The sequence below is a fragment of the Afipia sp. DC4300-2b1 genome, from assembly GCF_049895725.1.
Classification (GTDB): Bacteria; Pseudomonadota; Alphaproteobacteria; order Rhizobiales; family Xanthobacteraceae; genus Afipia; species Afipia broomeae.
On the sequence record NZ_JAFCSX010000003.1, the window covers coordinates 642,944 to 667,540 of the forward strand.

The window sequence follows — 24,597 nt, forward strand, 5'->3', positions numbered from 1 at the left end:
TTCCGGCGGACGATGTCATGGATTTCCATCGCCCTGCTCGCGGCGACGCTGTCGTCCGGTTCCGTCGCACAGGCGCCGCAGGCGATGGCGGAGTATCGCCGCAAGCTTGCCGAATACAACGCCGTGCGCCAGCCATTCGACGAAAAGGCGTCCGCCTACTGGACATCGATCAGCGACAACCGGCGGGCGCGGAACGCCAAGCGGCGCAGCGGCGAGACCATCGTCGCCGAGGACTATGTGCTCACTCAGCCGCCGGTCTATGGCGGGCCGCCAAAGCCAATCGATCCCTCGGCACCGGCCAAGCCGCCGTCAGAGCGCAAGCCGCTTCCCGTCGTGGCGGATTTCCTGAGCAACGCGCAGGAGCATTTCCAGTTCGCGCCCCGCAAGCCCGCCTCCGAGATCGAATACAAGCGCGCCTACGCGCAGGTGGCGTCGAGCTTCGGCCTGACCAAAGATCAGGCTGTGCGGATCTACAGCTTCGAATCCGGCGGCAACGGCAAGTACGACGTGCAGGCCGGACTGGAGAGCCCTCGCCCGGGCGCCCGCGCGATCTCCACCGCACTCGGCTACAACCAGTTGCTCACCACCAACACCATCGACCTGCTCGCCGAGCACGGCGGCCTGATCCTTAAATCGCTCGGCGAAAAGATCCGTCAGGCATCCGGACCGCAGAAGGCCGCGCTTGAGCGCAAGGCTGCGATCGTCCAGCAGATGATCGCCTTCTGCAAGACCGTGCCCAATGAATGGAGCGCCCACGAAAAACTCGGCGTCACGCCGCGCGGCATCGCCGTTCATGCGCTCAATCTCGATGTCGATGTCGGGCCGCTGTTGCAGACGCTGAAACTGATGGACTCGGTCAATTTCGCCAGGCGCAAGGGCTACACCGCGCCGCTCACCGCCGCCGAACTCGAGATGATGAACCTGACCGGCGATGGCAACGGGTTCGACATGGTGTCGATGCCGCAGGCGATGCGCACTATCGTCCCGACGTCGAATTTCTTCCAGCGCAACGGCTATGAGCGCAATCCGGTGGCGATCCGCAACAACACCGTCGCCAAGCTGCTGGCGGCGACGGATGCGCGGATGGACAACCAGGTCAATCTTCAGGGCGCCAAGGATCTGGCCGCGGCGTTTTGACCATCGATTGCACGGTTTCCAATCACCCGACTCTTTAACCCGCGCACGAATGAACCCGCGCACGAATGCGTACCCCAAATGGGGTACGTGAATCGGAAGTAGCATTTCAAGATCATCGCGTTAGTCGAGCGCGCATTAATCGAAAAATTCCATTTTGCCGGTAACATGGCCCGCATCATTTAAGTGCATATACGCTTCGGCATTCACGGACCGATTTCAAAGTCAGTCACTGTTTTTTTAAGATTCACCGTCCGCGCAATGCCGGCCAAGAGATTGCCGGTCATGCAAAACCCCGCGTCATCCTTGTTTGATGAACTCGACGCCGCATTGCAAAGCGGAGCGTCGGAAAAGCGCATCGCTATCCTTCGGCGCGTCACCGACCTTTTTCTCTACGACGCAAATCGCCTTAATGAGGACCAGATCCGCGTATTCGACGATGTACTCGGGCATCTGATCCTTAAGGTCGAAACCAGAGCGCTGGCGCAACTCAGCACACGCCTTGCTCCGGTCGACAACTCCCCGCGCGAGATCACCCTGAAGCTGGCGCACCATGATGAAATTGCGGTCGCCGGTCCCATTCTCACAAACTCCACGCGCCTGACAACGCATGACCTTGTTGAAATCGCGAAAACGAAAAGTCAGGGCCACCTGTTCGCGATTTCGGAACGCGCCAATGTCGAGCCTGCAATTACCGATATCCTGCTCGATCGCGGCAACCGGGCAGTCAGGCACAGCGTCGTTAACAACGCAGGCGCACAAATATCAGAGCATGGCTTTGCGACGCTGCTGAAAGCAGCCGAAACCGATGACGCGCTGGCCGAGAAAACCGGCCTGCGTCTCGATTTGCCGTTGCAGCTCCTGCGCGAACTCCTGCTGCGGGCCACCGAAGCCGTTCGCGCGCGGCTGATGGCCAAAATGCCGCCCGAGTTCCAGGACGAGGTCGACCGCACGCTCAAGGAAGTCGCCGAAAAGGTCGCGCGTGACTCCAACAAGACTCGTAACTTCGATACTGCTCTGCGTCTGACGAAACTTCTGAAAGAGCGCGGCGAACTGACCGACGGCAAGCTGCGGGCATTTGCAGCGGACCGTCAATACGAAGAGGTTGTGGCTGGCCTTTCAGTTCTGTGCGCGGCGTCCATCGAAATCATCAAACCCCTCATGGAAAGCCCGCGCGACGAGGGACTTCTGATTGCCTGCAAGGGAGCGGGTCTCAGCTGGCAAACGACCCACGCGGTTCTGGCGTGCAAATATCCGCCCGAATCCATGCCGCTAAACCTGACGGATAAACTGGAAGCCGAATTTGCAAAATTGACCAGACCGAATGCGGAACGACTGCTTCGGTTCTGGCAAATCAGGCAATCCTGAAAGCACCTTCCGGATATCGAAGACCTGTTACACGCCATCCAGAATGATGACCGTCGGCTTCTTCGGCAGCGTGTCGCGCGAGACCGACAGCGACCGCTCCGGCCGGATGTCCATCTCGAACTGCCCGTTCATCCGCGCGATGAAATCGCTCAGCGGCGTCGAGAAGCGATGCATCGGCAGCACGATGGAGGACCGCAGCCGCCGCGTGATCTCCGACATGCCGTCGAGCGACAGGGTGTAGGTGCCGTCGATCGGCACCATCACGATGTCGAGTCGGCCGATCGCGGCATAATGCGTCTCGTCAAGCGGATGATGCAGATGGCCGAGATGGCCGATGCACAGGCCCGCCACCTCGAAAATGAAAATCGAGTTACCGTCCTTCTGCATCACCGTGTCAGGCCCGGAACGCCAGCCGCCGCGAATGTCGGTCGGCACATTGCGGATCAGGGTGTCTCCGACGATCAGCGCGTGACGGGCCGGACCCTCGCCGTCGTTCCAGCCCCGCAGCACATGGGCGATGCGCGGATCGGGATTGAGGGTGTAGTGCGTCGAATGCGCCCGGTTCATCGTCACCACATTGGGCGACTTGCCGGCCGTGTAAGCGCCGCTGAAATCGGTGGCGATGGTGACATTGCCGGGCGTCTCGATGATGTAGGTCGAGTGGCCGGCGTAGGTGATCGTCACCTCACCCTTCTCCGCAGCGACGGTGGACAGGCTCGCGAACATGACACGGGGAATGGACTGCGCGATCGCGAGACACTCGCTCGGCGGCGGTTTGACCTGCGCGACGCCGGGATCGATCGGCAGGACGATGCCAATCAACGCGAGGATCAGGCGCAATCGAACCATCGAAAGACTCCCGGCAAGGCTCAGGATTTCGCCGATCTTTTCAGGAAGCTGCGGCAATCGCAATACGTTGCGATGCGGCACATCCGCCGTGCGATGAGTGACCCTCGCCGCGCAACGCTGCTCGTCCCTATCAACGGGCGCGTTCGTGCTTTATGAACTTCAGCAAGGAAACACCCATGGGAGAAACTTTGTATGAAACAGGCTCACGCGTACGTCCCGCGAACCACCAACTACAGCCTCAACCCGGGCGATGAACTGAACGATCTGCGCATGTCGGATCAGGTCCGGCCGCTGTTTGAACACGTCAAGAAGTTCATCCGCGAGACCGTCGATCCGATGCTGGTCGAATACACCCGGCACGGCGAAGGCAAGACCGACCGCTGGAGCTTCACACCCGGACAGATCGAAGTGCTGGAAAAGGCGAAGGCGAAGGCCAAGCAGGAAGGCCTCTGGAACTTCTTCCTGCCGGACAGCGAAACCGGCGAAGGCCTGAAGAATCTCGATTACGCCTATATCGCGGTCGAGCTCGCGAAAAATCCGCTGGCGTCCGAAACCATGAACTGCTCCGCGCCGGACACCGGCAACATGGAAGTGCTGGAGCGGGTCGGCACCAGGGAGCAAAAGGAAAAGTGGCTGAAGCCGCTCCTGAACGGCGAAATCCGTTCGGCCTATGCCATGACCGAACCGGGCGTTGCATCCTCGGACGCCAAGAACATCACGACCACCGCGAAGCTCGACGGCAACGAGTGGTTGATCAACGGCGAGAAGTATTACATCTCCGGCCTCGGCGATCCGCGCTGCAAGATCATGATCGCGATGGTGCAGACCAATCCCGATGCACCGCGGGGCAAGCAGCAATCCCAGATTCTGGTGCCGGTCGACACACCCGGCGTTGAAATCATCGGGCCGATGCATGTGTTCGGCGCCGACCACGCACCGCGCGGCCACATGCATATGCGGTTCAACAACGTCCGCGTGCCGAAAGAGAATATCCTGCTCGGCGAAGGCCGCGGCTTCGAAATTTCTCAGGTCCGTCTCGGACCGGGCCGCATCCATCACTGCATGCGCACGATCGGCAAGGCTGAAAAGGCGCTCGACCTGATGGTGTCGCGCGGCCTGACGCGGGAAGCCTTCGGCAAGCCGATCGCGCATCTCGGCGGCAACATGCAGATCATCGCGCAGGCGCGCTGCGAGATCGAGGCGATGCGGCTGATGGTGCTGAAGGCCGCCAAGGCGATGGACGTGCTCGGCAACAAGGAGGCCCGCGTCTGGGTCAGCATGGTCAAGGCCATGGTCCCCGAGCGCACCTGCAAGATTATCGACCAGGCGATCCAGATCCACGGTGCGACGGGCATTTCGGAATGGACGCCGCTCGCCGACATGTACGCCGACGTTCGGCATCTGCGCTTCGCCGACGGCCCCGATGAAGTGCACTGGATGGTTGTCGGCCGCCACGAACTGAGCATGGCGTAGGCCGGGATCGGAGCGCGGTAATTTACCGTTATCGCGCTCCGCGCTTGCGGCGTTTGCGCAGAAGCGCAAATGCCGTTCTTCCGATCGGCGGACAGGACCGCTCAATCCCGGTCGGGACGGGACCAAGCGTCGATCAATCAGCTGATCTTCGAAGCCAGATCGATCCAGACCGGCGATTCCCGTGCATACAGCGCACGGGTGGCCGCAAGGTCCATCGCGCCTTCATCGATGCCAAACATCTTGAACATCTCGAGAGCCTTCTCGCTCTTTCCGCCCTGAACGAGAATCTGGGACAGGCGCTCAATGACCTCTTGCGGCGTTCCCTTGGGAACGGCGCAGCACTGATACGTCGTGAGATCGAACAGCGGAGCGGTCGCCCCCTGCTCCTTGAATGTCTTGACTTCGGGAAGAACAGTCAGCCGCTTGCGCGGCACCGCGATCGCAACTCCCGCGCCGCTCTGAAGAACGGATTGGGCGCCGATATAACTTCCGATGCCGCCGTCGATGACCTGCCCGACGATATCGGTAAACATCGGAGCTTCGCCGCGATAGTGAACCGGCTCGATCTTGAGATCGTACTGCTTGTTGAGTTCGATGATCGTCAGGTGTCCCGGAGATCCGACGCCGAACGTGCCAAGGCTGACGCGGGGCGCGGACTTCGCATACTGAACAAACTCACCGAGTGTTTTGACCCCGAGCTTGCTGCTCGCGAACATTGGAAGACCACCGGTCGGCATCGCGGCCACCAGTTCGAAATCGCGGTCCGTATCGTAGGCAAGGTCCTTGATCAGAACCCGGTTCACCGTCATCGCGCCGGAGGTATTGAAGAGCAGCGTGTATCCATCCGCCGCGGAGCGCTTGACCTCCGTTGCAGCCAGCGCGCCTAAGGCTCCGGTTTTATTTTCGACAACGACCGACGCGCCGGTCTGCTTGCCGATGAATTCGCCGTAGGTTCTCGCGAAAATGTCGGTCTGTCCTCCCGGAGCAAACCCGACAACGATCCGGATGGCCCGCTCAGGCCATTGAGGCGCCGCATAAGCAGCAGCCGGCAGCAGAACGGAAGCTGCGCCAGCGCGCAGGATTTGACGGCGATTGAACTGCAAGACGCATCTCCGTGACAACGCGTTATCGTTAAGTTCTTTAATAGAACTACATGGTGCTGCACAACACCCGCTGCGGCGACAAACGCCTGATGCAATATGTCGCATGCATCGAGGCCACTCATCACGAGCCAGTATTGAAAAGGAATGGTTGCAGCTATCCGCTGCGGCGGCGGGATGACGGCTTATTGTGTTGATGATCCGGAACGGAAGCGGGATGCTCCTCACGGAAGTCACCTGAGCAGCGGTCGCACATGTCCCGACGGAGGTCCGCATGCGAACATTCCTGACGCAGGCAATCGCGATCATGCTGTCCCTTGCGCCGGTCCATGCAGCGCCGCCCGATAATGCGGACCCGACACTGGCGCCCTGGTTCAAGGGTTTGAGACAGCCGGGAACGGGTGCGGAATGTTGCTCGGTCGCCGATTGCCGCGCCGCCGAGGTGCGGCGGGATGCCCAGGGCTATGAGGTCAAGGTCGACCACAAGTGGCATGTCTCGTCGACATTCTGGCTCCGGGTGCCGGCGGAGAGAATTCTTGACGAACGCAACAACCCGACCGGGGGCGCGGTGCTCTGCTACACGCCCGAGGCAGGCATCCTCTGCTTCGTTCCGCCGCCCGAAAGCTGAGATTTCCTGGAGCACGGCATGACTCTCGCAAACGATGTCGATCTGCTTCTTCAGGATCTCGGCGTTTCGCGCCATCTCTATAGCCAGGGTTCACGCGCAGTGCGCTCGCCGCTCACCGGCGAGACGATTGCCCGCGTGCAGGATGCAACCGTCAGCAGCGCAACAGAGGCGATCGCCCGGGCGCAACATGCATTCCTCGAATGGCGAACCATTCCTGCGCCGCAACGCGGCGAGCTCGTTCGTATTCTCGGCAATGAACTGCGCAGCGCCAAGACCGCATTGGGGCGCCTCGTCACCATCGAGGCCGGAAAAATCCTGTCGGAGGGACAAGGGGAAGTTCAGGAGATGATCGACATCTGCGACTTCGCCGTCGGTCTCTCCCGCCAGCTCTACGGCCTCACGATCGCAAGCGAGCGGCCCAACCACCGGATGATGGAGCAGTGGCATCCGCTTGGCCCCGTGGGAATCATCACGTCGTTCAATTTCCCGGTTGCGGTCTGGTCGTGGAACGCGGCCCTCGCCCTTGTCTGCGGCAATCCGGTGATCTGGAAGCCATCGGAAAAGACGCCGCTGACGGCACTCGCCGTGCAGGCGCTGTTCGAGCGCGCAGCGGCAAAACTCGACGGCATACCGGCCGGGCTTTCGGCGCTTTTGATCGGCGGGCGCGATGCCGGCGAACTGCTGGTCGATGATCAGCGCGTCGCGCTGGTCTCGGCAACCGGGTCCACCGCCATGGGACGCGTGGTCGGCCCGCGCCTCGCCGCGCGTTTTGCCCGGAGCATTCTGGAGCTTGGCGGCAACAACGCCTCGATCGTGTGCCCGTCGGCAGACCTCGACCTCGCCGTTCGCGCCATCGCCTTCGCCGCCATCGGCACCGCCGGCCAGCGCTGCACATCGCTGCGAAGACTGTTCCTTCATCACAGTATTTATGATGCTTTTGTCGGGAGGCTGAAGCAGGTCTATGCATCAGTCCGGATCGGCAATCCTCTCGCGAAAGATGACGTGCTCGTCGGCCCGCTGATCGATGAGATGGCTTTTCAGAAAATGCAGGAAACGCTGGCGGAGGCGCGGACATTCGGCGGATCAGTTTTCGGCGGCGCGCGCGTCGAAGAGAAACAGGACCGCGTATTATGTCACGCCCGCGCTCGTTGAAATGCCGGCGCAGACCGGACCGGTGCTGCGCGAGACGTTCGCTCCGATTCTCTACGTCATGAAATATTCGGAGGTCGACGAGGCGCTGGCGCAGCACAACGACGTGCCGCAAGGGCTGTCGTCCTCGATCTTCTCAACCAACATGTATGAAGTGGAAAAGTTTCTCTCGGCGCGAGGCTCCGACTGCGGCATCGCCAATGTCAACATCGGCCCGTCCGGTGCAGAGATCGGCGGCGCATTCGGCGGCGAAAAGGAAACCGGCGGCGGCCGCGAGGCCGGTTCGGATTCATGGAAGGCCTATATGCGCCGGGTCACCAGCACCATCAATTTCGGCCACGACCTCCCGCTCGCCCAGGGCGTGAGGTTCGATATCGACTGATCTATCCACTTGACGCATACGGGCAAAGTGAAGTCACATCGTGAACGACAGACATCTGCTCGCACGGTCCGCTCTGGTACGTCTCATCAAAACGGGGGGTGACTATGAAAGAGCTTTTCACCGCGGCAGCTCTGGGGGCATCCATTTTCCTGACATCCTCGTCGGCGTTCGCCGTGTCCTGCACCCAGCAGGGAGAATCTTGCAAAGTCTGGGCCGGCGGCCAGGGCGCCCAGGCCCCCACCTATGCTGCGAAATGTACGCGCGAAGTATCCGCATGCATCAGCCGCTGCAAGAAGGGCACCAAAGTCTTCATCGGAGTTTACGGCGGTGCCGGCGGCGGCCAGCAGTATCCGATCGACGAGTGCAAGTAACGCACGGATGCGCTCAATAGCGCATTATCTGCGTGAGGATCGGGAAACGCCGTGCGTTGGGAGAAATGGTGCCCAGGGGCGGGATCGAACCACCGACACTGCGATTTTCAGTCGCATGCTCTACCAACTGAGCTACCTGGGCGCCGCCTCGAACGCTGCCAAAACAGCTTGGAGGGAGAGCGCCGGTTTATAGTGAGACGCGGCGGCGCTGTCCAGCCACCGGGCGAATTTTGCGAGGACCGCCGCGCCGCCCGGCGGCGGCTCGAAATCCTCCCGAATTCAAGGACTTCGGCGCGGCCGAAAAATGCCCGAAAGACCTTATTTCGGCTCGTCCATATCGTCGTCCTCGTCGCTCTCGCGCGCCGGGATGGCATAGGACCCCGACAGCCAGCGATTCAGGTCGACATCGCGGCAGCGTTCCGAACAGAACGGCTTGGAGGCCTCGACCGGCGGCTTGCCGCAGATCGGGCATGGCTTCGCGCGGGGCGCGGATTTCGCGCCATCAACTGGCATTCAGCCAGCCGAAGCGGACCGGGAAACCTTCCCCGCCCAGCAGCGTGGTCGCTTCATAAAGCGGCAGCCCGACCACATTGGAGTAAGAGCCGACCATCTTCACCACGAACGAACCTGCGATGCCCTGCACCGCATAGCCGCCGGCTTTGCCGCGCCATTCGCCGGAGCCGATATAGGCCTGAATATCGTCCTCGCTCAGCCGCTTGAACCGCACCCGCGTTTCCACCAGCCGCTGACGGAATGTCTCCTTCGGCGTCACCAGGCAGATCGCGGTGTAGACGCGATGATTGCGGCCCGAGAGCAGGCGCAGGCACTGCGAGGCTTCGTCCACCAGTTCCGCCTTCGGCAGAATGCGGCGTCCGACCGCGACCACGGTGTCGGCAGCAAGAATGAAGGACCCGCGAAGATCATCATCGAGCTGCACGGACTTGAGCGCCGCGTCGGCCTTGGCGCGGGCGAGACGATTGGCGCAGGCGCGCGGCAGCTCGCCGCGCTTCGGCGTCTCGTCGACATCCGCAGGGCGCAGCGCATCGGGTTCGATACCGGCCTGATTGAGCAGGCTGAGGCGCCGCGGCGAGCCGGAGGCGAGGACAAATTTGGGACGGCCTAACATGCGAGATTTGTCGTTCGGTCAGGGGTCAATGGGCGCGGAAACTATCCGAAGGGCGTGGCCCCGACAACAGCGCGGCGGCGTGCCCGGGTCCGATTTCTGACGATTTTTCCTACTCGTTCTTGATGGCTGCCGGCGCGAAACGCTCGCGAATACGCTTCTGCAAACTGTCCCGGACATGCCGGTAGGCATCGAGCTGCAACTCGCGGCGGCCTTCGACGCCGACCGGATCGGGCGTCGGCCAGTATTCGACTTCGGTGGCCGAGGTCGCGGTCAACTGGAGCGCCTTGTGATGCGCCTCCGGCGACAGTGTCACGATCAGATCGAAGTTCAGCCCTTCCCAGTCCTCCAGATCGGCGACCGTCCACGGCTTGTGATTGGAAATGTCGAGCCCGATCTCCTTCATCACCGCGACCGCGAACGGATCGAGATCGGCCTTGCTGACGCCGGCGGATTGCACGTAGAGCCCGCGCGGAATGAGATGGCGCAGCAGACAGGCTGCCGTCGGAGAGCGGACACTGTTCTGCCCGCACATGAACAGAACCGCTTGCGGAGAACGCGCCGCCATTCGTCAGGCTCGTCCGGAAATTTTGCGCATCACACTTTTCGGGGTCATGTACTGCCCTCGCCCTTCCAGTGCAGCACAGAAATCAGTGTGAACAGCCGGCGCGCGGTCTCGAAGTCGACGCGCACCTTGCCTTCAAGGCGCTCCATCAAGGTCCGCGAGCCTTCGTCATGGATGCCCTTGCGGCCCATGTCGATGGCTTCGATCTTGTCGGGCGTCGCGGTGCGGATCGCCTGATAGTAGCTGTCGCAGATCATGAAGTAGTCCTTCACGATCCGGCGGAACGGCGTCAGCGACAGCAGATGCACGACGCAGGGCGTGCCGTCCTCGCGCTTGATGTCGAACATCAGGCGGTTGCCGGTAATCCCGATATGCAGCGTGAACGGACCGGTGTGACCGCCTTCCGGCGCGAACAGGTTCTGCTCAATGAGATCGTAGATCGCGATCGCGCGCTCGTGCTCGATGTCCGGCCCCGATCGCCCGATCGATTCTTCATCGAGCGTCACCGCGACGACGCGGTTGTCCCGGTCCTCATCTGTCGGGGGCCTCGTCATGACAGATTTAGCCGCAATCCGACCGACCGCGCATGGGCATCCAGCCCCTCGGCCTTGCCGAGCGTCATCGCCGCCGGTCCGAGGGCGCGAAGCTGGTCGGGTCCGCACTTCAGGATCGAGGTCCGCTTCATGAAATCGAGCACACCGAGGCCCGAGGAAAAACGCGCCGAGCGCGCCGTCGGCAACACGTGATTGGAGCCGCCGACATAATCGCCGATCGCTTCCGGCGTATGCGCTCCAAGGAAGATCGCGCCGGCATTGCGGATGCGCGCGCTCAAGCCTTCGGGATCGGCGGTGATGATTTCCAGATGCTCGGCGGCAATGGCATCGGCGAGCGCGACCGACTCGTCCAGTGACTTCACCAGAATGATCGCGCCGAAATCGTTCCACGACGCGCGCGCGATGTCAGCGCGCGGCAGCGTGGTCAACTGTGCTTCAACGGCACGCGCGACATCATTCGCCAGCGTCTCGTCATCGGTGATCAGGATCGATTGCGCGTTGGCGTCGTGCTCGGCCTGCGCGAGCAGATCGGCCGCGATCCAGTCGGGATTCGCGGTGCGGTCGGCGATCACCAGCACTTCGGACGGTCCGGCGATCATGTCGATACCGACCTTGCCGAACACCAGACGCTTGGCGGCAGCAACGTAGGCGTTGCCGGGACCGACGATCTTCGCCACCGGCTTGATGGTCGCCGTGCCATAGGCCAGCGCCGCAACGGCCTGCGCGCCGCCGACGCGGTAGATTTCCGACACGCCGCCGAGCTGCGCCGCCGCCAGCACCAGCGGATTGAGCTTGCCGTCCGGAGACGGCACCACCATCACCACGCGCTCCACCCCGGCGACCTTGGCCGGCACCGCGTTCATCAGCACGGATGACGGATAGGCCGCGGTGCCGCCCGGCACATACAGGCCGACCGCCTCAATGGCGCTCCAGCGCCAGCCGAATTCAACACCCGCGGCGTCCGTGAAACGCTCGTCCTTTGGCAACTGCCGCCTGTGAAAAACCTCGATGCGGTCACGCGCGAACTTCAGGGCGTCGAGCGTCGCGGTATCGCAAGCCTTCACCGCGGCTTCGATCTCCGCCGCCGTAATGCGCAAACCACCCGCGGTGATGTCCAGCCGGTCGAACTTCTTCGTCGCCGCGATCAGCGCCGCATCGCCATGCTTCGCTACATCGTCGACGATGGCGCGCGCGGACGCGTCGATATCGGCGGAAACCTCCCGCTTCATGTCGAGAAAGGCGTTGAAGCGCTCGCTGAAGTCGGCGCTGTGGCTGGTGAGGCGGATCGGCATTCCAGGGTCCGGCAGGGGATCAATTAAAGGCGTGGTCATTGGCGCGATGCTAGTGTGGCTTTGGTTCGCAAGTCCGCTAAATGGACGTGCTGACAAATGTTGCGGACTTGCGAACCGCCACACTCGTCACCGTCAACCCATAACATTCCCGGAATGAAACCGCGAGCGGGACCGCCCGGGTTGGTTGCTAAATGTCTGTGTGCGCTGGCAGATTAGGTGGCTGCGGCCTGATCGACCGGATCGGTGTCCAGATTGTCCGGGCCCAGATCGGCCAGTTCGCATTCGAGGCACTCGACTTCGAGCCGAAGCACCCCGCCGGTAGCGAACAGCAGCAGCACCTGGCCGCCCGGTTTCTTGCCGGGATGGAATTCCAGCCCGAGCAGGGTCAGGGGCAGTTCCGGGGCGGTCATGTCGATCTCGCGCGACTGGCAGGACAGCACGCGGTCAAAACGCAGCGCCGAAATCAGGCGGCGCGGAACGCAATCGCCGGCGAGGATATCCTCGCAGTCCATCCGCCGCATGGCGACGACCAGACGCTTCTCGCTCTGCCGCCAGAGGATGTCGCCCGCAACCACCGCCGCATCCTGAATATGGGCGGAAATGACCGCAAGATCGTCTTCATCCAGCGCGGCCAGCTTGCGCCGGGATGTATTTTGCTGAGCCGTTTTGTTCTGAGACATGGCCCCCGCCGTGAAAAGCTAACCGCTGATCCGTTCGATGGTCGCGCCGCAGGCCGAGAGCTTTTCCTCGAGCCGCTCGAAACCACGATCGAGATGATACACGCGATTGACGGTGGTTTCGCCTTCCGCCGCGAGCGCCGCAATCACCAGCGACACCGAGGCACGCAAATCCGTCGCCATCACCGGTGCGCCCTTCAGTTTGGCGATGCCGTCGATGATCGCGGTCTCCCCGTCGAGGGAAATACGCGCACCGAACCGCGCCAGCTCCTGAACATGCATGAAACGGTTTTCAAAAATTGTTTCGGTGATGTGCGACGAGCCTTTGGCGCAGGCCATCAGCGCCATGAGCTGCGCCTGAAGATCGGTCGGGAAGCCGGGGAACGGCGCGGTCGTGACCTTGACCGGGCTGATACCCGCGCCGTTGCGCGCAACGCGGATGCCTTCGTTGTTCGGCGTGATGGTGGCGCCGGCTTCCGTCAGCACATCCAGTGCCGATTGCAGCAGTTCAGGCCGCGCACCCGCGAGTTGCACATCGCCGCCGGTCATCGCCACCGCCATGGCATAGGTGCCGGTCTCGATCCGGTCCGGCAACACGGTGTGACGCGCGCCGTGCAGTTTCTTGACGCCCTCGATCACGATGCGCGTCGTGCCGGCGCCGGAAATCTTTGCACCCATCTTGTTGAGACAGTCGGCGACATCGACGATCTCGGGCTCACACGCGGCATTGGTGATGACCGTCGTGCCTTTAGCGAGCGTCGCGGCCATCAGCGCCACGTGGGTGCCGCTGACGGTGACCTTGGGGAAATCGATCTCCGCGCCGACAAGTCCGCCGGGAGCTTTCGCGATCACGTAGCCGCCGTCGATCTGCAATTCCGCGCCGAGCTTCTCCAGCGCCATGATCAGCAAATCGACAGGGCGCGTGCCGATGGCGCAGCCGCCGGGCAGCGAGACCTTGGCTTCCTTCATGCGCGCGAGCAGCGGCGCGATCACCCAGAAGCTGGCGCGCATCTTCGAGACCAGCTCATAGGGCGCCGTGGTGTCGATGATGTTGGCTGCGGAAATATGCAGCGTCTGGCCCTGATACTCATGGTCCCCCGGACGCTTGCCCTTCGACATGATGTCGAGGCCATGATTGCCGAGAATGCGCTGAAGCTGTGCAACGTCGGCCAGGCGCGGCACGTTGTCGAGAATCAGGGTCTCGTCGGTCAGCAGGCTTGCGATCATCAGCGGCAGAGCCGCGTTCTTCGCGCCGGAAATCGGAATGGTGCCGTTGAGTTTATTGCCGCCGACAATGCGAATGCGATCCATGCCAAACCTGCCCTGTTGCGGATAAAATGGCTTTTAGCGTGTTTCGGAGGGGGTGGAAACCGCGCGCCGGACGCCCAAGAACCCGGCAGGCCAGCTTAATACCTGAAAAATCGCTCGAATTGTGTCGATCCAGGCGGATCGGGAGCTTTAAGGCTGTCCGGCCCGAACGATCAGGCCCCGGCCTTGTGAATGTCGTCCATTTCGAGGATCGGCGTCGGATAGCCGAGCTTGGCGACGCTCAGCATGGCGCGGCCGACCTCCTCGGTGGTGGTGACATATTTGGGCGCGACCTGATGCAGGAAACCCAGCAGCGGTCCGGTGATGACATAGAGCGCCTGGACCCAGGCCGTTTTCGACCGCACGCCGTGCAAGGGTTGGATCGCACCGGGCCGGAACATGTACGCCGCCCTGAACGGCAGCTTGAGCAGATCGTTCTCGGTCTTGCCTTTGACCCGCGCCCACATCACGCGGCCCTGCTCGGTGCTGTCCGTGCCTGCGCCGGTGACATAGACGAAGGTTATGTCCGGATTGAGCCGCGCCAGCGAGCGCGCCGCCGCCAGCGTGATGTCGTAGGTCAGATGGCGATAGCGCTCGGCGTCCATACCGATCGAAGACACGCCAAGGCAGAAAAAGCAGGCGTCATAGCCCGTGATGTCTTTCTCGATGGCGGAGAAGTCGAGAAAATCCTTGTGCACGAGCTCGCGCAGCTTCGGGTGCTGCTGACCGGTGGCGCTGCGGCCGACGGTCAATACTTCCGTCACATCGGGATCGCGCAGGCACTCGATCAGAACGCCCTGCCCGACCATACCGGTCGCGCCGAAGACAATGACTTTCATCGGCGCTCCCGTTCCCCTCGTGGAGTGGATTTGACATTCGCACCCTCTCGGTCGCGAGTCCGCAAAGCGAATGTCAAATCCAAACTCCACTAGAAACTTACATTTCCTGGTGGTCCTTTGATTCTAACATTCGCAAGAATACCTTCTGAAACGGGATGCGAATGTTAGAATCGGACCACTAGCGTGGGTCACGCCGCCTTGAAACGCCTGATGCCGAGGATGATCAAGCCGATGAAAAACAGCAACACGATTCCTTGCGTGATCGCAAACGGCGGCTCGGCACCGGTCGGCGCATAGACGTTCAGCAACGCGACCTTCTGGAACGACTGCGCGATCAGAACAAAGACATTGAACCAGAGCGCGAGCATCGCGGTGACCACATAGACGGTGCGCCAGATCCCGGCGAGGCCTTTTGCGTAGAACGCGTACACCGCGATCGCCAGCAGCGCGAGCGAGATGAGCGCGACGATGTGCGACGGGAGCAGCTTGGTGAAAGGAAACAGAAATCCGGTCGCGCTGGTGAGGATGGTCAGGACGAGAAACCAGAGCGTCCAGCCGGGCAGCCTGTTCGATGCAAGCATCCCACCCGCCACCACGAAGCCCAGGCCGATGGCGATCATGCTGATGATGAGATGAAACACCGTGAAACCCGCTAACGACATGCCTAAAATCATGATGCGCCCCTGGTTAGAATAAATCCAAGGCTACATGATACGCATGGCAGTGCAACAGAAGTTGCGTTTCCGCACGGCCCGCTCACGCAAATTTTTGCAGGATTTTCCGGTTGCGCGATTAGCGGTTGAGAAAATCCACCAGCGCCGGAATCACCTGGCCCGGCGCTTCTTCCATCAGCCAATGACCGGAGCCTTTGATGATAACACCTTCGACATTGGTCGCGACGAGCTTGCCCTGTTCGATCAGGAAGACACCTCCCGCCTTCTCGCCGGAGAGAACGAGCATCGGCATCGGCAGCTTGGTCTTTGCAAAATCCGAAAAGTCGTCGGCGTCTTTCTCGAAGGCGCGGAAGACCTCCATTCCCGCCTTCATGCGCCCCGGCTGCGCATAGGCCTTGACGTAGATTTTACGATCCTTCTGCGAAATGGATTTTGCGGGATCGGCGGCGAAGTCATTCCAGAAATGTTCGAGATAGATCCGCTCGCGGCCCTGAACCAGCGCCAGCGGCGTTTTGCCGTAGAAATGGAAGTGCCAGAGATCGCGCAGCAGCCAGACGCTCTTCCAGTCGCCGACGCCGGGCAGGAAGGCATCCATCAGCACGATACGATCGACCTCGGCCGGATACTGCGCCGCATAGGCATAGGCGACCATCAGTCCGATGTCGTGGCCGACGATCCTGACCTTGGTAAATCCGAGGCTCTTCACCAGCGCGTGGATGTCCTGCGCCATTTGCTTCTTGGTGTAGCCGCCCTCGGGCGCATCGGATTTGCCGAACCCGCGCAGATCGGGCGCAATCACGGTGTGCTTGTTGACGAGTCCCGGAAACAGCGGCCGCCACATGTGGCTGGTCTCGGCATAGCCATGCAGCAGCACGACCGGATCGCCCTTGCCAGCAATCAGATAATTCAGTTTGACGCCGTTGACGTCGGCGGTGCGGTTTTGCGGCGCCGACTGCGCGGACGCGTAGCCGACTGACACGAGAAAGATGGATGCAGCCATTGCCGCGGCGCAGGCCGCGCCGCGAATGGCTCGCCGGAAATACAGCATGCTAAAAAGTTCCTTTTGAGGATCGGCACGATCCTGACAATCCAAGGGTGGTTGGCAAGCTCAGATACTCGGCAGACGCCGTTCAATAATAACGCGGGATCGGACCGTTATGCGGGGTCTTGCGGTCCGACAGGTCGAACAAGACTTCATCGACGTAGCACCAGCCCCATCCTTCCGGCGGATCATACCCTTCGATGACAGGATGCTGGGTGGCGCGGAAATGTTTGGTGGCGTGCCGGTTCGGCGAATCGTCGCAGCAGCCGACATGGCCGCAGGTCCGGCAAATTCGTAAGTGCAGCCAGACGCTACCGGTCTTCAGGCATTCCTCGCAGCCCAGCGCGCTCGGCGTGACATTCTTGATCTCCGCGATGTGCTTGCAGGGCATGTCATGGTCTCTTGGTCAGAGAATTGTCCGGCCATCGCAGGCTAACGAGGCTGCGCGAGTTTGTCGCCAAGAAAACCATGCAGCGCGGCCACGACCTGCGCGCCTTCGCCGATCGCCCCGCCCATCCGCTTGACCGAGCCGGAGCGCACGTCGCCGACGGCGAAGACACCCGGCACCGAGGTCTCCAGCCCCGAAACCGGTTTGCCTTCCTCGCACTGCGAACCGGTCACCACAAAACCGGTCCGATCAAGCTCAACGCCGCAGCCTTTCAGCCATGCGGTCGCGGGATCCGCACCGACGAACAAAAATACATTGCGGATGTCGCCCGCGGTCTCGGTGCCGGTGCGGCGATTGCGCCAGTGCACGCGCTCGAGCCCGCCTTCCGCGCCCTCCAGCCTGACGATCTCGGTGTGAATCATCAGTTCGATGTTCGGCGTCGCCATGATGCGGTCGATCAGATAGCGCGACATGCTGTCGGCGAGGCCGCCGCTGCGGATCATCATCCGCACCTTGCTGGCGTGACCTGACAGAAACACCGCGGCCTGCCCTGCGGAATTGCCGCCGCCGACCAGAATGATCTCCTGCTGCGCACAGAGCTTCCCCTCGATCGGCGACGCCCAGTACCAGACGCCGCGCCCCTCGAACTTGTCGAGATTCTCGATGGCGGGACGCCGGTAGCGTGCTCCGCTGGCGACGACGATGGATTTTGCTTTCAGGAAATGACCGCATTCGGTTGTCAATCCGAATGCGCCGCCGCCTTTCGAGCAGTCGAGCGATTTGGCCTCGACCGGAATCATCAGATCGGCACCAAACTTCTGCGCCTGATTGTAGGCGCGTCCTGCAAGTGCCTGACCGGAGATGCCGGTCGGGAAACCGAGATAGTTCTCGATGCGAGCGCTGGCACCGGCCTGTCCGCCGAAATGCCGTGCATCGAGCACCGCCACGGACAATCCTTCTGACGCCGCGTAGACCGCTGTCGCAAGTCCGGCGGGGCCGCCGCCAACGACGGCGACATCATAGAGCTTGTCCTTGATCGGACCGCCGATCATGCCCATCGCATAGGCGAGATCGGTTTCGCCGGGATTGCGCAGCACCGTGCCGTCCGGAGCGACCACGAGCGGCAGATCAGCGGGCGATGGCGAATAGCGCGCGATCAGATCTGCCGCGTCCGTATCGGTAGCAGGATCGAGCACGTGATGGGGAATGCCGTTGCGCGACAAAAAGCCTTGCAGCCGCACCACGCCGACCAGAGACGGCGAACCGATCAGCACCGGGCCACCGACGCCGGCTTGAATCAGGGCAACACGGCGGAGAATCAGCGCGCGCATGATGCGCTCGCCAAGATCGGCTTCGGCCACAAGCAGCGCACGCAGACTCTGGGATGGAATCAGCAGCGTTTCGACATCGCCTTCGGCGGTGCCGTCCACCAGCGCATGACGGCCGGACAACTGCCCGACCTCGGCGAGAAACTGGCCGGGCCCCTGCTCGATCACAGGCGTGACGTGGCCCAGGCCGTCGCGCTGGGTAATGGAGACGTGGCCCGACAGAATGACGAACATGCCGGGACCGACCTTGCCGGTCTCGAACAGCCGTTCGCCGTCCTTATACTGACGAACCTCGCCGAACCGGCGCATGCGGTCGATCTCCGTCTCCGTCAATGTCGGAAACGTCTGCTCGAACCGGGGAAATGCCGCACGTGCAGCGTCCGACTGCGGGGCGCCCGGCCCATTTGCTGCTGCCTGGTCCGTCGCCATCTCACGCATCCTCATGCTCGAACAGATCAGCGATATCCCTCGTTGGAGATCGCGTTCATCAAGCTAGATCGTGTCTGTCCGCCAAACAATCAAGCGATGGTTGAATGCGGCGGGTCATTGGTCGCCATCGTGCCGGTGCGAAATTGCGCCCGATGCATCGCCCCGCGCCATGGCATCGTCATCCGGCGTGACGATCGCCATGCCGGCGCGGCCGCGGGCCTGCGACTTCCGGCGTTTCAAATTGTCGCGGAGCGCCGACTTCAGCCGCTCATGGCGGGCCGATTTGGCGGTGTGCTCATTTTTGACGTCGTCCGTCATGACAGGCCTGCTTGCAGCTTTCCTTGACCGGGTGTCCCCGGTGTGACGAACTATTTTATATCGAATACGGCAGGTAATGTGACGGGGAGAATGTGATGACGGCTGACGTACCGGGACTTGCGCCTTGCGCGCAGGAAACGCTCACGGGCTGGCATCGCTTCGTTGAGACCAAGAGCGAGGACGTGCTGCGGCCGCTGCTCGCCGAAACCACCGTGTTCCGCTCGCCATTCGTGCACCTGCCGATTCCGGGGCGTCCCGCCAGCCTGCTGATCCTCGGCGCGGTCGTGCAGATTTTCGAGAATTTCCGCTATCACCGCACCTTCGTGGCCGGATCGCACGATGTGGCGCTGGAATTCAGCGCCACTATCGGCGATCTGCAATTAAAAGGCATCGATCTGGTGAAATTCGATTCCGCCGGGAAAATCATCGAGTTCGAGGTGATGATCCGTCCCTTCAAGGCCCTGGAGGCATTAAGCACCCGGATGAGCGCCCGGATCGGCCCTGAACTGGCAAAATACAAGCCCGCCAGGGCTGTTTCTGCCTGAGTTCCGGCGGTTGGGACAAGAACGGGCCGCTCCGTGCTTGCACCGCCAGTTGCCTTATGGCAAAGGAACGCGCGCCTTTAAGGCTTTTTAGCTGATTCACGTACCCGGTACGGTTCTGGCTCTTTCTTGTCTGGCGTTCGCTGCCGTAGCTCAGTGGTAGAGCACTCCATTGGTAATGGAGAGGTCGACAGTTCAATCCTGTCTGGCAGCACCAGCCCTCTCAAAAGCCTCGCATTGCAGCTCTGCACGAAATTTTTGGCAGAAAACGCCCCCAGTTCCCGAAATTTTTAACCAGGCATCACGATACTCCGCCCGCACGTGCTTTCACGGGGAATCGGGGGATTCGGGGTTATGGCTTTGCGGTTCAAGGTCGGAAAAAATCTGTTTCGTTTCAAACTGCCGAACGTGAAGGTTGGCGTCCGGGGAAGTCTCTTCCTGGCCTTCGCGGTCATCGCCGGCATGGCGATCGCAATCAGCGCGGGAGCGAGCCTGCTGCTTGGCCAACTCGGCGGCATGATGAACGAACTGAGCAGCCAGAACATTCCTCGTCTGACAGCAAGTCTCCAACTGTCCGGGTTGAGCCAGAGTCTCGCCGCCCGCGGTCCCGCGATGCTGGCTTCTGACGATGAAAGCACCCTTCAATCCCGCACCCAGGGCCTGAAAGAGGTCCAGGCCGCGGCGCTGGCCAAACTTCAGGAGATCAAGACTCTCAAGGCCGATCCGGGCGTGGTGTCAGCGCTGGAAGAGAACGTCAAAATGCTCGACGATACCATCAACAGCCTGCGCGCGGCTGCGAAGGAGCGGCTGGATCTCGCCGCCGAGCACAACAAGAAGTTCGAGGCCGCCCGCGCCGCCCATAGCGCCGTCGTCACCATCATCAGCAGCGCAGCCGAAGATGCAAAAGCCGCCGTCAATTCGGCTTTGGTGAATCCGAATGCGGAGCCGAAGGAAGCCATCAAGGCCATGCGCGGCGTGGATATGCTGGCCAGCCTGCTGGCAGATATCAATTTCGCCGCGAGCAACATCAGCGCCGCTGCAAACGCCAACAACGCCGAGACGCTCAGCGATCAGGAATATGCATTCTCGGTCACGTACGACAGCATCGAGATTTCCCTCAAGGCACTTGGTCATACCGGCGACGGCGACAAGCTGAAGGAGGCCGTCACGCAGATGATGGCGTTCGGCAACAAGAAGAGCGGCCTTTTCAAGCTGCGTCAGAAGGAACTGGATTCCGCCGATTACGGGCGGCTGATTCTGGAAGAGACCGGCAAGCTCAACCGCGGCCTCGAAATGAGCATCAAGCGGCTGGTCGATGACGTGCAGGTCGCGACGGACGCCGCTGCCGCCAAGGCAAACAACACGATCACGCTGGGAACGACGACCATGCTCGCGCTCGGCGTGCTGACGCTGATCGGATCGGCGCTGTTCGTCTGGCTCTATGTCGGCCGCAACATCCTTGGCCGCATCGGCAACCTGCAGGACGTGATGCGCCGCCTGTCCGAGGGCGATCTCAATGCCGAGGTCAAGCGCGGCCGCCAGCAGGACGAAATCGCCGTGATGGCCGACTCGCTCGAAGTGTTCCGCGACAGCATGATCCGCTCGCGCACGCTGAGCAGCGAACAGGATCAGGACCGTATCGCCAAGGCCGAACGTGCATCGCGCATCGAAAAGCAGATCGTGAGTTTCGAGGACAAGGTCCGCGCCGCGCTCGACAGCCTGATGACCTCCGCCAATGTCATGCAGGCGACGGCGGAGAGCATGTCCACATCTGCCGAGCATTCCAGCGCGCTGGTGAACACCGTTGCGTCGGCGGCTGAAGAAACCTCGGTCAACGTGCAGACGGTTTCCGCCGGCACCGAGGAACTGTCATCGTCGATCCAGGAGATCAGCCGCCAGGTCACGAATTCGACCAAGATCGCCGCCAACGCGGTGACCGAGGCGGGCAAGACCGACACGACCATGCAGGGTCTCGCCGACAACGCCAACCGCATCAGCAGCGTCGTCGACCTGATTCAGGAGATCGCATCGCAGACCAACCTGCTCGCGCTCAACGCCACCATCGAGGCCGCGCGTGCCGGCGAAGCCGGGCGCGGTTTCGCGGTCGTGGCGTCTGAAGTGAAAAGCCTCGCCGAGCAAACCGCAAAGGCGACCGACGAAATCCGCACCCAGATCGCCAGCATGCAGAACGTCACGGCATCGGCGGTCGGCGCCATCCGCAACATCGGCTCGACCATCGGCGAGATCAACGAGGTCACCACGGCGATCGCCGCGGCCGTCGAGGAGCAGGGTGCCGCGACCCGCGAAATCGCGCGCAACATCCAGCACGCCGCGAGCGGCACTCAGGAAGTGTCGAGCAACATCGTCGGCGTGAGCCGCGCCTCGAGCGAGGCCGGAACCGCAGCCGGCGAGGTGCTGAATGCATCGAACGAACTTCGCCGCGAAGCCGATACGCTGCGCGCAGAGGTCGATGCCTTCCTGCTCAACATCCGGGCGGCATAACTGCCCTGTTGCGTTTATGCGCTATGCCGTGAGGCATAGCTGCTTTCACCCGGCGGCCGGGCCCAGATTGACTCTTCTGGGCCCCCATGATCCTTGGTAATCTCTCTGGACATGAAGGACGCCGGTCGCCTCAGGGCATCCCGTGCTGTCCGCCAGAACGAGACTTTGGGTTACGCACGCAAGGGGTTAGCGCATGAGCATGGTGCCGGGTTCGGATGTGAAAGGCGGAGTTTCGGTCGGGCGCGATGCGCTGATCGAGCCGCGCAACGACTGGACCCGCGCCGAAGCGCAGGCGCTGTACGATCTCCCCTTCGCGGATCTGATCTTCCAGGCGCAGAGCATTCACCGCCGCAACTTCGATCCCAATCACGTCGAGACCGCGAGCCTGCTCAGCATCAAGACCGGCGGCTGCCCCGAGGACTGCGGCTACTGCTCGCAGAGCGCGAAATACGACACCGGCCTCAAGGCATCGAAGCTGATGGATCACGACGATGTCGTGGCCACCGCGAAGCGCGCCAAGGAAGCCGGCGCGGAACGCTTCTGCATGGCGGCCGCATGGCGCAATCCGAAGGACAAGGATCTCGACAAGGTCTGCGACATGGTCAGCGCCGTGAAGGATCTCGGCATGGAAACCTGCGTCACGCTCGGCATGCTGACCGACGCACAGGCCAAGCGGCTGCACGATGCCGGCCTCGACTTCTACAACCACAACGTCGATACCTCGCCGGAGTTCTACGGCAAGATCATCACCACGCGCACGATGCAGGATCGCATCGACACGCTGGCATCCGCGCGCGAAGCCGGCCTCAAGGTCTGCTGCGGCGGCATCATCGGCATGGGCGAGCAGGTCGATGACCGTCTCGGCATGCTGGCTCTGCTGGCGAATCTTCCCGAGCATCCGGAGAGCGTTCCGATCAACATGTGGAACGAGGTCAAGGGCGTGCCGGTCAACGACACCGCCGAGCGCCCCGATCCGATCGCGCTGGTGCGCATGATCGCAGTCGCGCGCATCATGATGCCGCGCAGCGTCGTTCGCCTGTCGGCCGGCCGCCAGTACATGACCGACGAATTGCAGGCGCTGTGCTTCGTCGCCGGCGCGAATTCGATCTTCATCGGCGATGTGCTGCTGACCACGAAGAACCCGCAGACCGTGCGCGACGCCGATCTGCTCGATCGCCTCGGCATCAAGTCGAAGCTCGACGACGCCAAGCCGCACAACCATACGCATGTGGACGCGAAGCCAGCCGCGGCTACGGTGTCCGGCGCGGCCGCGTCCTGATGCTGTTTGAAACGCCGAAGCATGGCTGCCTGCATGGCAACCATGCCGGCACGCCTCGTAAAACGTGACTTTTGGCTGGTCAGGACACTAGCGCAGCACCGGTTGCCGCGTTAAGCCGGACGTTGAAAAACACGATTGCGAGACGATGCACACCAGGACCGCCACCTTGCCCGCAGCCGCCGATGGCCTGCGCTACCCCTTCGAAACCCCGCCGAAACCCGACGAGGCAATCGAGGTTGCGCCCGGTTTGATGTGGGTCCGGCTGACTCTGCCGTTCCGTCTCAACCATGTGAACATCTATCTGCTCGCTGACGGCGACGGCTGGGCAATGGTCGACACCGGCATCGGCAACGAAGCCACCATCGCCGCATGGACGGCGCTGTTCGAGGGTCCACTCAAGGGCTTCAAGATCACGAAGCTGATCGTCACCCACGCGCATCCCGATCACGTCGGTCTCGCGGGATGGATCGTCGAGCGTTTCAATTGTCCGCTCCACATGTCGCAGGTCGAATACCTGCAAGCCGCGTATCATCAGCATCGCGGTTCGCCGGAGCGCAAATTGGCGCAGCGGCTGTTCTTCCGGCGCCACGGCATGAACGAAGAGATCACCGAAGCGCTGCTGGGGCGGGGCATGGACTACCTCGCGCGGGTGTCGATACTTCCGGCCTCCTACAGCCGCCTGTCGAAGAACGACGAGATCACGATCGGGGCGCGAAAGTTCAGGGTCATCACCGGCGGCGGTCATGCGCTCGATCAGGTGATGCTGTATTGCGCGGCCGACAACATCTTCCTGTCGGCGGATCAGGTGCTGAGCAAGATTTCGCCGAATGTCAGCGTGTGGGCGGTCGAGCCCGATGCGAATTCGCTCGGCGAGTATCTCACATCGCTTGCAGAACTCAGCGGCCTGCTGCCGGACGATGTGCTGGTGCTGCCGGGACATGGTGTGCCGTTTTACGGCGTGAAGACCCGCATCAAGCAGCTGGCCGATCATCACGAAGAGCGCTGCCAGTTGATCGCTGACGCATGCCGCACATCGCCGAAGACCTCGGCTGAACTCGTGCCGGTGGTGTTTCACAAGCATGTGCTCGACGCCCATCAGACCGGCTTTGCCGCCGGCGAACTGATCGCGCATGTCAATCACATGCTCGCCCACGGCCGGCTGAAATCCAGTGTCGGCGCGGACGGCGTGCTGCGCTTCACCGCGGCCTGATCTCGGTACCGCACGCTGACTGGCGGGATTGATCTCGATCAACTCCGCGCCAGCCGCATGGAAGAACCGCAAA

The 24,597-nt window shown here is 62.0% G+C and carries 24 protein-coding genes, 2 tRNA genes and 1 pseudogene; 11 read left to right on the top strand and 16 right to left on the bottom strand.

The features are described 5' to 3' along the window. Positions 1-12: 12 nt before the first annotated feature. On the top strand, positions 13-1,137 hold the full coding sequence (locus ACP7AL_RS15535) for a hypothetical protein (RefSeq protein ID WP_425992616.1): 1,125 nt from the start codon (positions 13-15) through the stop codon (positions 1,135-1,137). Between the two features lie 282 nt (positions 1,138-1,419). Further along, the gene (locus ACP7AL_RS15540) at positions 1,420-2,502 is read left to right on the top strand and encodes a DUF2336 domain-containing protein (RefSeq protein WP_425992618.1); all 1,083 of its coding nucleotides are present in this window, start codon (positions 1,420-1,422) and stop codon (positions 2,500-2,502) included. Positions 2,503-2,529: 27 nt separating this feature from the next. Here the strand turns inward: ACP7AL_RS15540 and ACP7AL_RS15545 are convergent, their stop codons facing one another. Continuing rightward, positions 2,530-3,351 carry an MBL fold metallo-hydrolase gene (locus ACP7AL_RS15545; protein WP_425992620.1) on the bottom strand — a complete coding sequence of 274 codons (822 nt, stop codon included), beginning with the start codon at positions 3,349-3,351 and terminating at the stop codon, positions 2,530-2,532. Between the two features lie 192 nt (positions 3,352-3,543). Between ACP7AL_RS15545 and ACP7AL_RS15550 the strand changes: the two genes are divergently transcribed. After that, complete coding sequence (locus tag ACP7AL_RS15550; RefSeq protein ID WP_425992622.1) at positions 3,544-4,824, top strand: acyl-CoA dehydrogenase family protein; 1,281 nt, start codon at positions 3,544-3,546, stop codon at positions 4,822-4,824. A gap of 137 nt (positions 4,825-4,961) precedes the next feature. Here the strand turns inward: ACP7AL_RS15550 and ACP7AL_RS15555 are convergent, their stop codons facing one another. After that, positions 4,962-5,927, bottom strand: a complete 966-nt coding sequence (locus tag ACP7AL_RS15555; RefSeq protein ID WP_425992624.1) for a Bug family tripartite tricarboxylate transporter substrate binding protein — start codon at positions 5,925-5,927, stop codon at positions 4,962-4,964. Positions 5,928-6,198: 271 nt separating this feature from the next. Here ACP7AL_RS15555 and ACP7AL_RS15560 point away from each other — a divergent pair, with 271 nt between their 5' ends. The 3 genes and pseudogenes from ACP7AL_RS15560 to ACP7AL_RS15570 all read left to right on the top strand — a co-directional run bounded on the left by ACP7AL_RS15560 (position 6,199) and on the right by ACP7AL_RS15570 (position 8,454). Further along, positions 6,199-6,552, top strand: coding sequence for a hypothetical protein (locus ACP7AL_RS15560; protein WP_425992626.1), 354 nt, complete (start codon positions 6,199-6,201; stop codon positions 6,550-6,552). 18 nt (positions 6,553-6,570) lie between these two features. Beyond that, a pseudogene (locus tag ACP7AL_RS15565) lies at positions 6,571-8,083 on the top strand (aldehyde dehydrogenase family protein). Between the two features lie 104 nt (positions 8,084-8,187). After that, positions 8,188-8,454: a hypothetical protein gene (locus ACP7AL_RS15570; RefSeq protein WP_425992628.1), complete on the top strand. Its 267-nt coding sequence runs from the start codon at positions 8,188-8,190 to the stop codon at positions 8,452-8,454. A 66-nt stretch (positions 8,455-8,520) separates the two neighbouring features. Here ACP7AL_RS15570 and ACP7AL_RS15575 read toward each other — a convergent pair. From ACP7AL_RS15575 to ACP7AL_RS15640, 14 genes are all read right to left on the bottom strand, one after another. Continuing rightward, a tRNA-Phe gene (locus ACP7AL_RS15575) sits at positions 8,521-8,596 on the bottom strand. Positions 8,597-8,772: 176 nt separating this feature from the next. Further along, a complete protein-coding gene (yacG, locus tag ACP7AL_RS15580; RefSeq protein ID WP_425992630.1) occupies positions 8,773-8,967 on the bottom strand; it encodes a DNA gyrase inhibitor YacG in 195 nt (64 codons plus the stop codon). Then, entirely contained in the window at positions 8,957-9,580 is a 624-nt protein-coding gene (locus ACP7AL_RS15585; protein ID WP_006022857.1) for a Maf-like protein, read from the bottom strand. The genes yacG and ACP7AL_RS15585 overlap by 11 nt, the downstream gene beginning before the upstream one ends. Before the next feature lie 109 nt (positions 9,581-9,689). Then, complete coding sequence (locus ACP7AL_RS15590) at positions 9,690-10,145, bottom strand: low molecular weight phosphatase family protein (protein WP_006022858.1); 456 nt, start codon at positions 10,143-10,145, stop codon at positions 9,690-9,692. A gap of 44 nt (positions 10,146-10,189) precedes the next feature. Next, on the bottom strand, positions 10,190-10,696 hold the full coding sequence (locus tag ACP7AL_RS15595; RefSeq protein ID WP_006022859.1) for a UPF0262 family protein: 507 nt from the start codon (positions 10,694-10,696) through the stop codon (positions 10,190-10,192). Further along, positions 10,693-11,988: a histidinol dehydrogenase gene (gene hisD, locus ACP7AL_RS15600; RefSeq protein WP_425992633.1), complete on the bottom strand. Its 1,296-nt coding sequence runs from the start codon at positions 11,986-11,988 to the stop codon at positions 10,693-10,695. Before hisD ends, ACP7AL_RS15595 begins: the two co-directional genes overlap by 4 nt. A gap of 212 nt (positions 11,989-12,200) precedes the next feature. Continuing rightward, positions 12,201-12,668, bottom strand: a complete 468-nt coding sequence (locus ACP7AL_RS15605) for a DUF2948 family protein (protein WP_024919681.1) — start codon at positions 12,666-12,668, stop codon at positions 12,201-12,203. An 18-nt stretch (positions 12,669-12,686) separates the two neighbouring features. Then, positions 12,687-13,976: a UDP-N-acetylglucosamine 1-carboxyvinyltransferase gene (gene murA / locus ACP7AL_RS15610; RefSeq protein ID WP_024919682.1), complete on the bottom strand. Its 1,290-nt coding sequence runs from the start codon at positions 13,974-13,976 to the stop codon at positions 12,687-12,689. 170 nt (positions 13,977-14,146) lie between these two features. Next, a complete protein-coding gene (locus tag ACP7AL_RS15615; RefSeq protein WP_425992636.1) occupies positions 14,147-14,812 on the bottom strand; it encodes an NAD-dependent epimerase/dehydratase family protein in 666 nt (221 codons plus the stop codon). Positions 14,813-15,000: 188 nt separating this feature from the next. Then, on the bottom strand, positions 15,001-15,486 hold the full coding sequence (locus ACP7AL_RS15620; protein ID WP_425992638.1) for a hypothetical protein: 486 nt from the start codon (positions 15,484-15,486) through the stop codon (positions 15,001-15,003). 118 nt (positions 15,487-15,604) lie between these two features. After that, positions 15,605-16,534 carry an alpha/beta fold hydrolase gene (locus tag ACP7AL_RS15625; protein WP_425992640.1) on the bottom strand — a complete coding sequence of 310 codons (930 nt, stop codon included), beginning with the start codon at positions 16,532-16,534 and terminating at the stop codon, positions 15,605-15,607. An 82-nt stretch (positions 16,535-16,616) separates the two neighbouring features. Beyond that, positions 16,617-16,919: a UBP-type zinc finger domain-containing protein gene (locus ACP7AL_RS15630; protein ID WP_006022866.1), complete on the bottom strand. Its 303-nt coding sequence runs from the start codon at positions 16,917-16,919 to the stop codon at positions 16,617-16,619. Positions 16,920-16,960: 41 nt separating this feature from the next. Then, positions 16,961-18,673, bottom strand: coding sequence for an FAD-dependent oxidoreductase (locus ACP7AL_RS15635; protein ID WP_425992642.1), 1,713 nt, complete (start codon positions 18,671-18,673; stop codon positions 16,961-16,963). Positions 18,674-18,787: 114 nt separating this feature from the next. Continuing rightward, the gene (locus ACP7AL_RS15640) at positions 18,788-18,991 is read right to left on the bottom strand and encodes a hypothetical protein (protein ID WP_425992644.1); all 204 of its coding nucleotides are present in this window, start codon (positions 18,989-18,991) and stop codon (positions 18,788-18,790) included. Between the two features lie 95 nt (positions 18,992-19,086). On the opposite strand from ACP7AL_RS15640, the gene ACP7AL_RS15645 reads away from it, so the two are divergent. The 5 genes from ACP7AL_RS15645 to ACP7AL_RS15665 all read left to right on the top strand — a co-directional run bounded on the left by ACP7AL_RS15645 (position 19,087) and on the right by ACP7AL_RS15665 (position 24,524). Next, positions 19,087-19,536, top strand: coding sequence for a nuclear transport factor 2 family protein (locus ACP7AL_RS15645; RefSeq protein ID WP_425992646.1), 450 nt, complete (start codon positions 19,087-19,089; stop codon positions 19,534-19,536). Positions 19,537-19,675: 139 nt separating this feature from the next. Beyond that, positions 19,676-19,750, top strand: a tRNA-Thr gene (locus tag ACP7AL_RS15650). A gap of 137 nt (positions 19,751-19,887) precedes the next feature. Next, on the top strand, positions 19,888-22,035 hold the full coding sequence (locus ACP7AL_RS15655) for a methyl-accepting chemotaxis protein (protein ID WP_425992648.1): 2,148 nt from the start codon (positions 19,888-19,890) through the stop codon (positions 22,033-22,035). Positions 22,036-22,234: 199 nt separating this feature from the next. Beyond that, entirely contained in the window at positions 22,235-23,314 is a 1,080-nt protein-coding gene (gene bioB, locus ACP7AL_RS15660; protein WP_081758575.1) for a biotin synthase BioB, read from the top strand. A 145-nt stretch (positions 23,315-23,459) separates the two neighbouring features. Then, positions 23,460-24,524 carry an MBL fold metallo-hydrolase gene (locus ACP7AL_RS15665; RefSeq protein WP_024919689.1) on the top strand — a complete coding sequence of 355 codons (1,065 nt, stop codon included), beginning with the start codon at positions 23,460-23,462 and terminating at the stop codon, positions 24,522-24,524. Positions 24,525-24,597 lie beyond the last annotated feature (73 nt).

Excerpts from the sequence above, each read along its gene's own strand:
- ACP7AL_RS15635 (WP_425992642.1), bottom strand. The coding sequence starts at position 18,673 with ATGGCGACGGACCAGGCAGCAGCAAATGGGCCGGGCGCCCCGCAGTCG.
- ACP7AL_RS15625 (WP_425992640.1), bottom strand. The coding sequence starts at position 16,534 with ATGCTGTATTTCCGGCGAGCCATTCGCGGCGCGGCCTGCGCCGCGGCA.
- bioB (WP_081758575.1), top strand. The coding sequence starts at position 22,235 with ATGGTGCCGGGTTCGGATGTGAAAGGCGGAGTTTCGGTCGGGCGCGAT.
- ACP7AL_RS15615 (WP_425992636.1), bottom strand. The coding sequence starts at position 14,812 with ATGAAAGTCATTGTCTTCGGCGCGACCGGTATGGTCGGGCAGGGCGTT.
- ACP7AL_RS15585 (WP_006022857.1), bottom strand. The coding sequence starts at position 9,580 with ATGTTAGGCCGTCCCAAATTTGTCCTCGCCTCCGGCTCGCCGCGGCGC.
- ACP7AL_RS15535 (WP_425992616.1), top strand. The coding sequence starts at position 13 with ATGTCATGGATTTCCATCGCCCTGCTCGCGGCGACGCTGTCGTCCGGT.
- ACP7AL_RS15545 (WP_425992620.1), bottom strand. The coding sequence starts at position 3,351 with ATGGTTCGATTGCGCCTGATCCTCGCGTTGATTGGCATCGTCCTGCCG.
- ACP7AL_RS15540 (WP_425992618.1), top strand. The coding sequence starts at position 1,420 with ATGCAAAACCCCGCGTCATCCTTGTTTGATGAACTCGACGCCGCATTG.
- ACP7AL_RS15595 (WP_006022859.1), bottom strand. The coding sequence starts at position 10,696 with ATGACGAGGCCCCCGACAGATGAGGACCGGGACAACCGCGTCGTCGCG.
- yacG (WP_425992630.1), bottom strand. The coding sequence starts at position 8,967 with ATGCCAGTTGATGGCGCGAAATCCGCGCCCCGCGCGAAGCCATGCCCG.
- murA (WP_024919682.1), bottom strand. The coding sequence starts at position 13,976 with ATGGATCGCATTCGCATTGTCGGCGGCAATAAACTCAACGGCACCATT.
- ACP7AL_RS15620 (WP_425992638.1), bottom strand. The coding sequence starts at position 15,486 with ATGATTTTAGGCATGTCGTTAGCGGGTTTCACGGTGTTTCATCTCATC.
- ACP7AL_RS15630 (WP_006022866.1), bottom strand. The coding sequence starts at position 16,919 with ATGCCCTGCAAGCACATCGCGGAGATCAAGAATGTCACGCCGAGCGCG.
- ACP7AL_RS15655 (WP_425992648.1), top strand. The coding sequence starts at position 19,888 with ATGGCTTTGCGGTTCAAGGTCGGAAAAAATCTGTTTCGTTTCAAACTG.
- ACP7AL_RS15590 (WP_006022858.1), bottom strand. The coding sequence starts at position 10,145 with ATGGCGGCGCGTTCTCCGCAAGCGGTTCTGTTCATGTGCGGGCAGAAC.
- ACP7AL_RS15645 (WP_425992646.1), top strand. The coding sequence starts at position 19,087 with ATGACGGCTGACGTACCGGGACTTGCGCCTTGCGCGCAGGAAACGCTC.
- ACP7AL_RS15560 (WP_425992626.1), top strand. The coding sequence starts at position 6,199 with ATGCGAACATTCCTGACGCAGGCAATCGCGATCATGCTGTCCCTTGCG.
- ACP7AL_RS15550 (WP_425992622.1), top strand. The coding sequence starts at position 3,544 with ATGAAACAGGCTCACGCGTACGTCCCGCGAACCACCAACTACAGCCTC.
- ACP7AL_RS15640 (WP_425992644.1), bottom strand. The coding sequence starts at position 18,991 with ATGACGGACGACGTCAAAAATGAGCACACCGCCAAATCGGCCCGCCAT.
- ACP7AL_RS15605 (WP_024919681.1), bottom strand. The coding sequence starts at position 12,668 with ATGTCTCAGAACAAAACGGCTCAGCAAAATACATCCCGGCGCAAGCTG.
- ACP7AL_RS15570 (WP_425992628.1), top strand. The coding sequence starts at position 8,188 with ATGAAAGAGCTTTTCACCGCGGCAGCTCTGGGGGCATCCATTTTCCTG.
- hisD (WP_425992633.1), bottom strand. The coding sequence starts at position 11,988 with ATGCCGATCCGCCTCACCAGCCACAGCGCCGACTTCAGCGAGCGCTTC.
- ACP7AL_RS15665 (WP_024919689.1), top strand. The coding sequence starts at position 23,460 with ATGCACACCAGGACCGCCACCTTGCCCGCAGCCGCCGATGGCCTGCGC.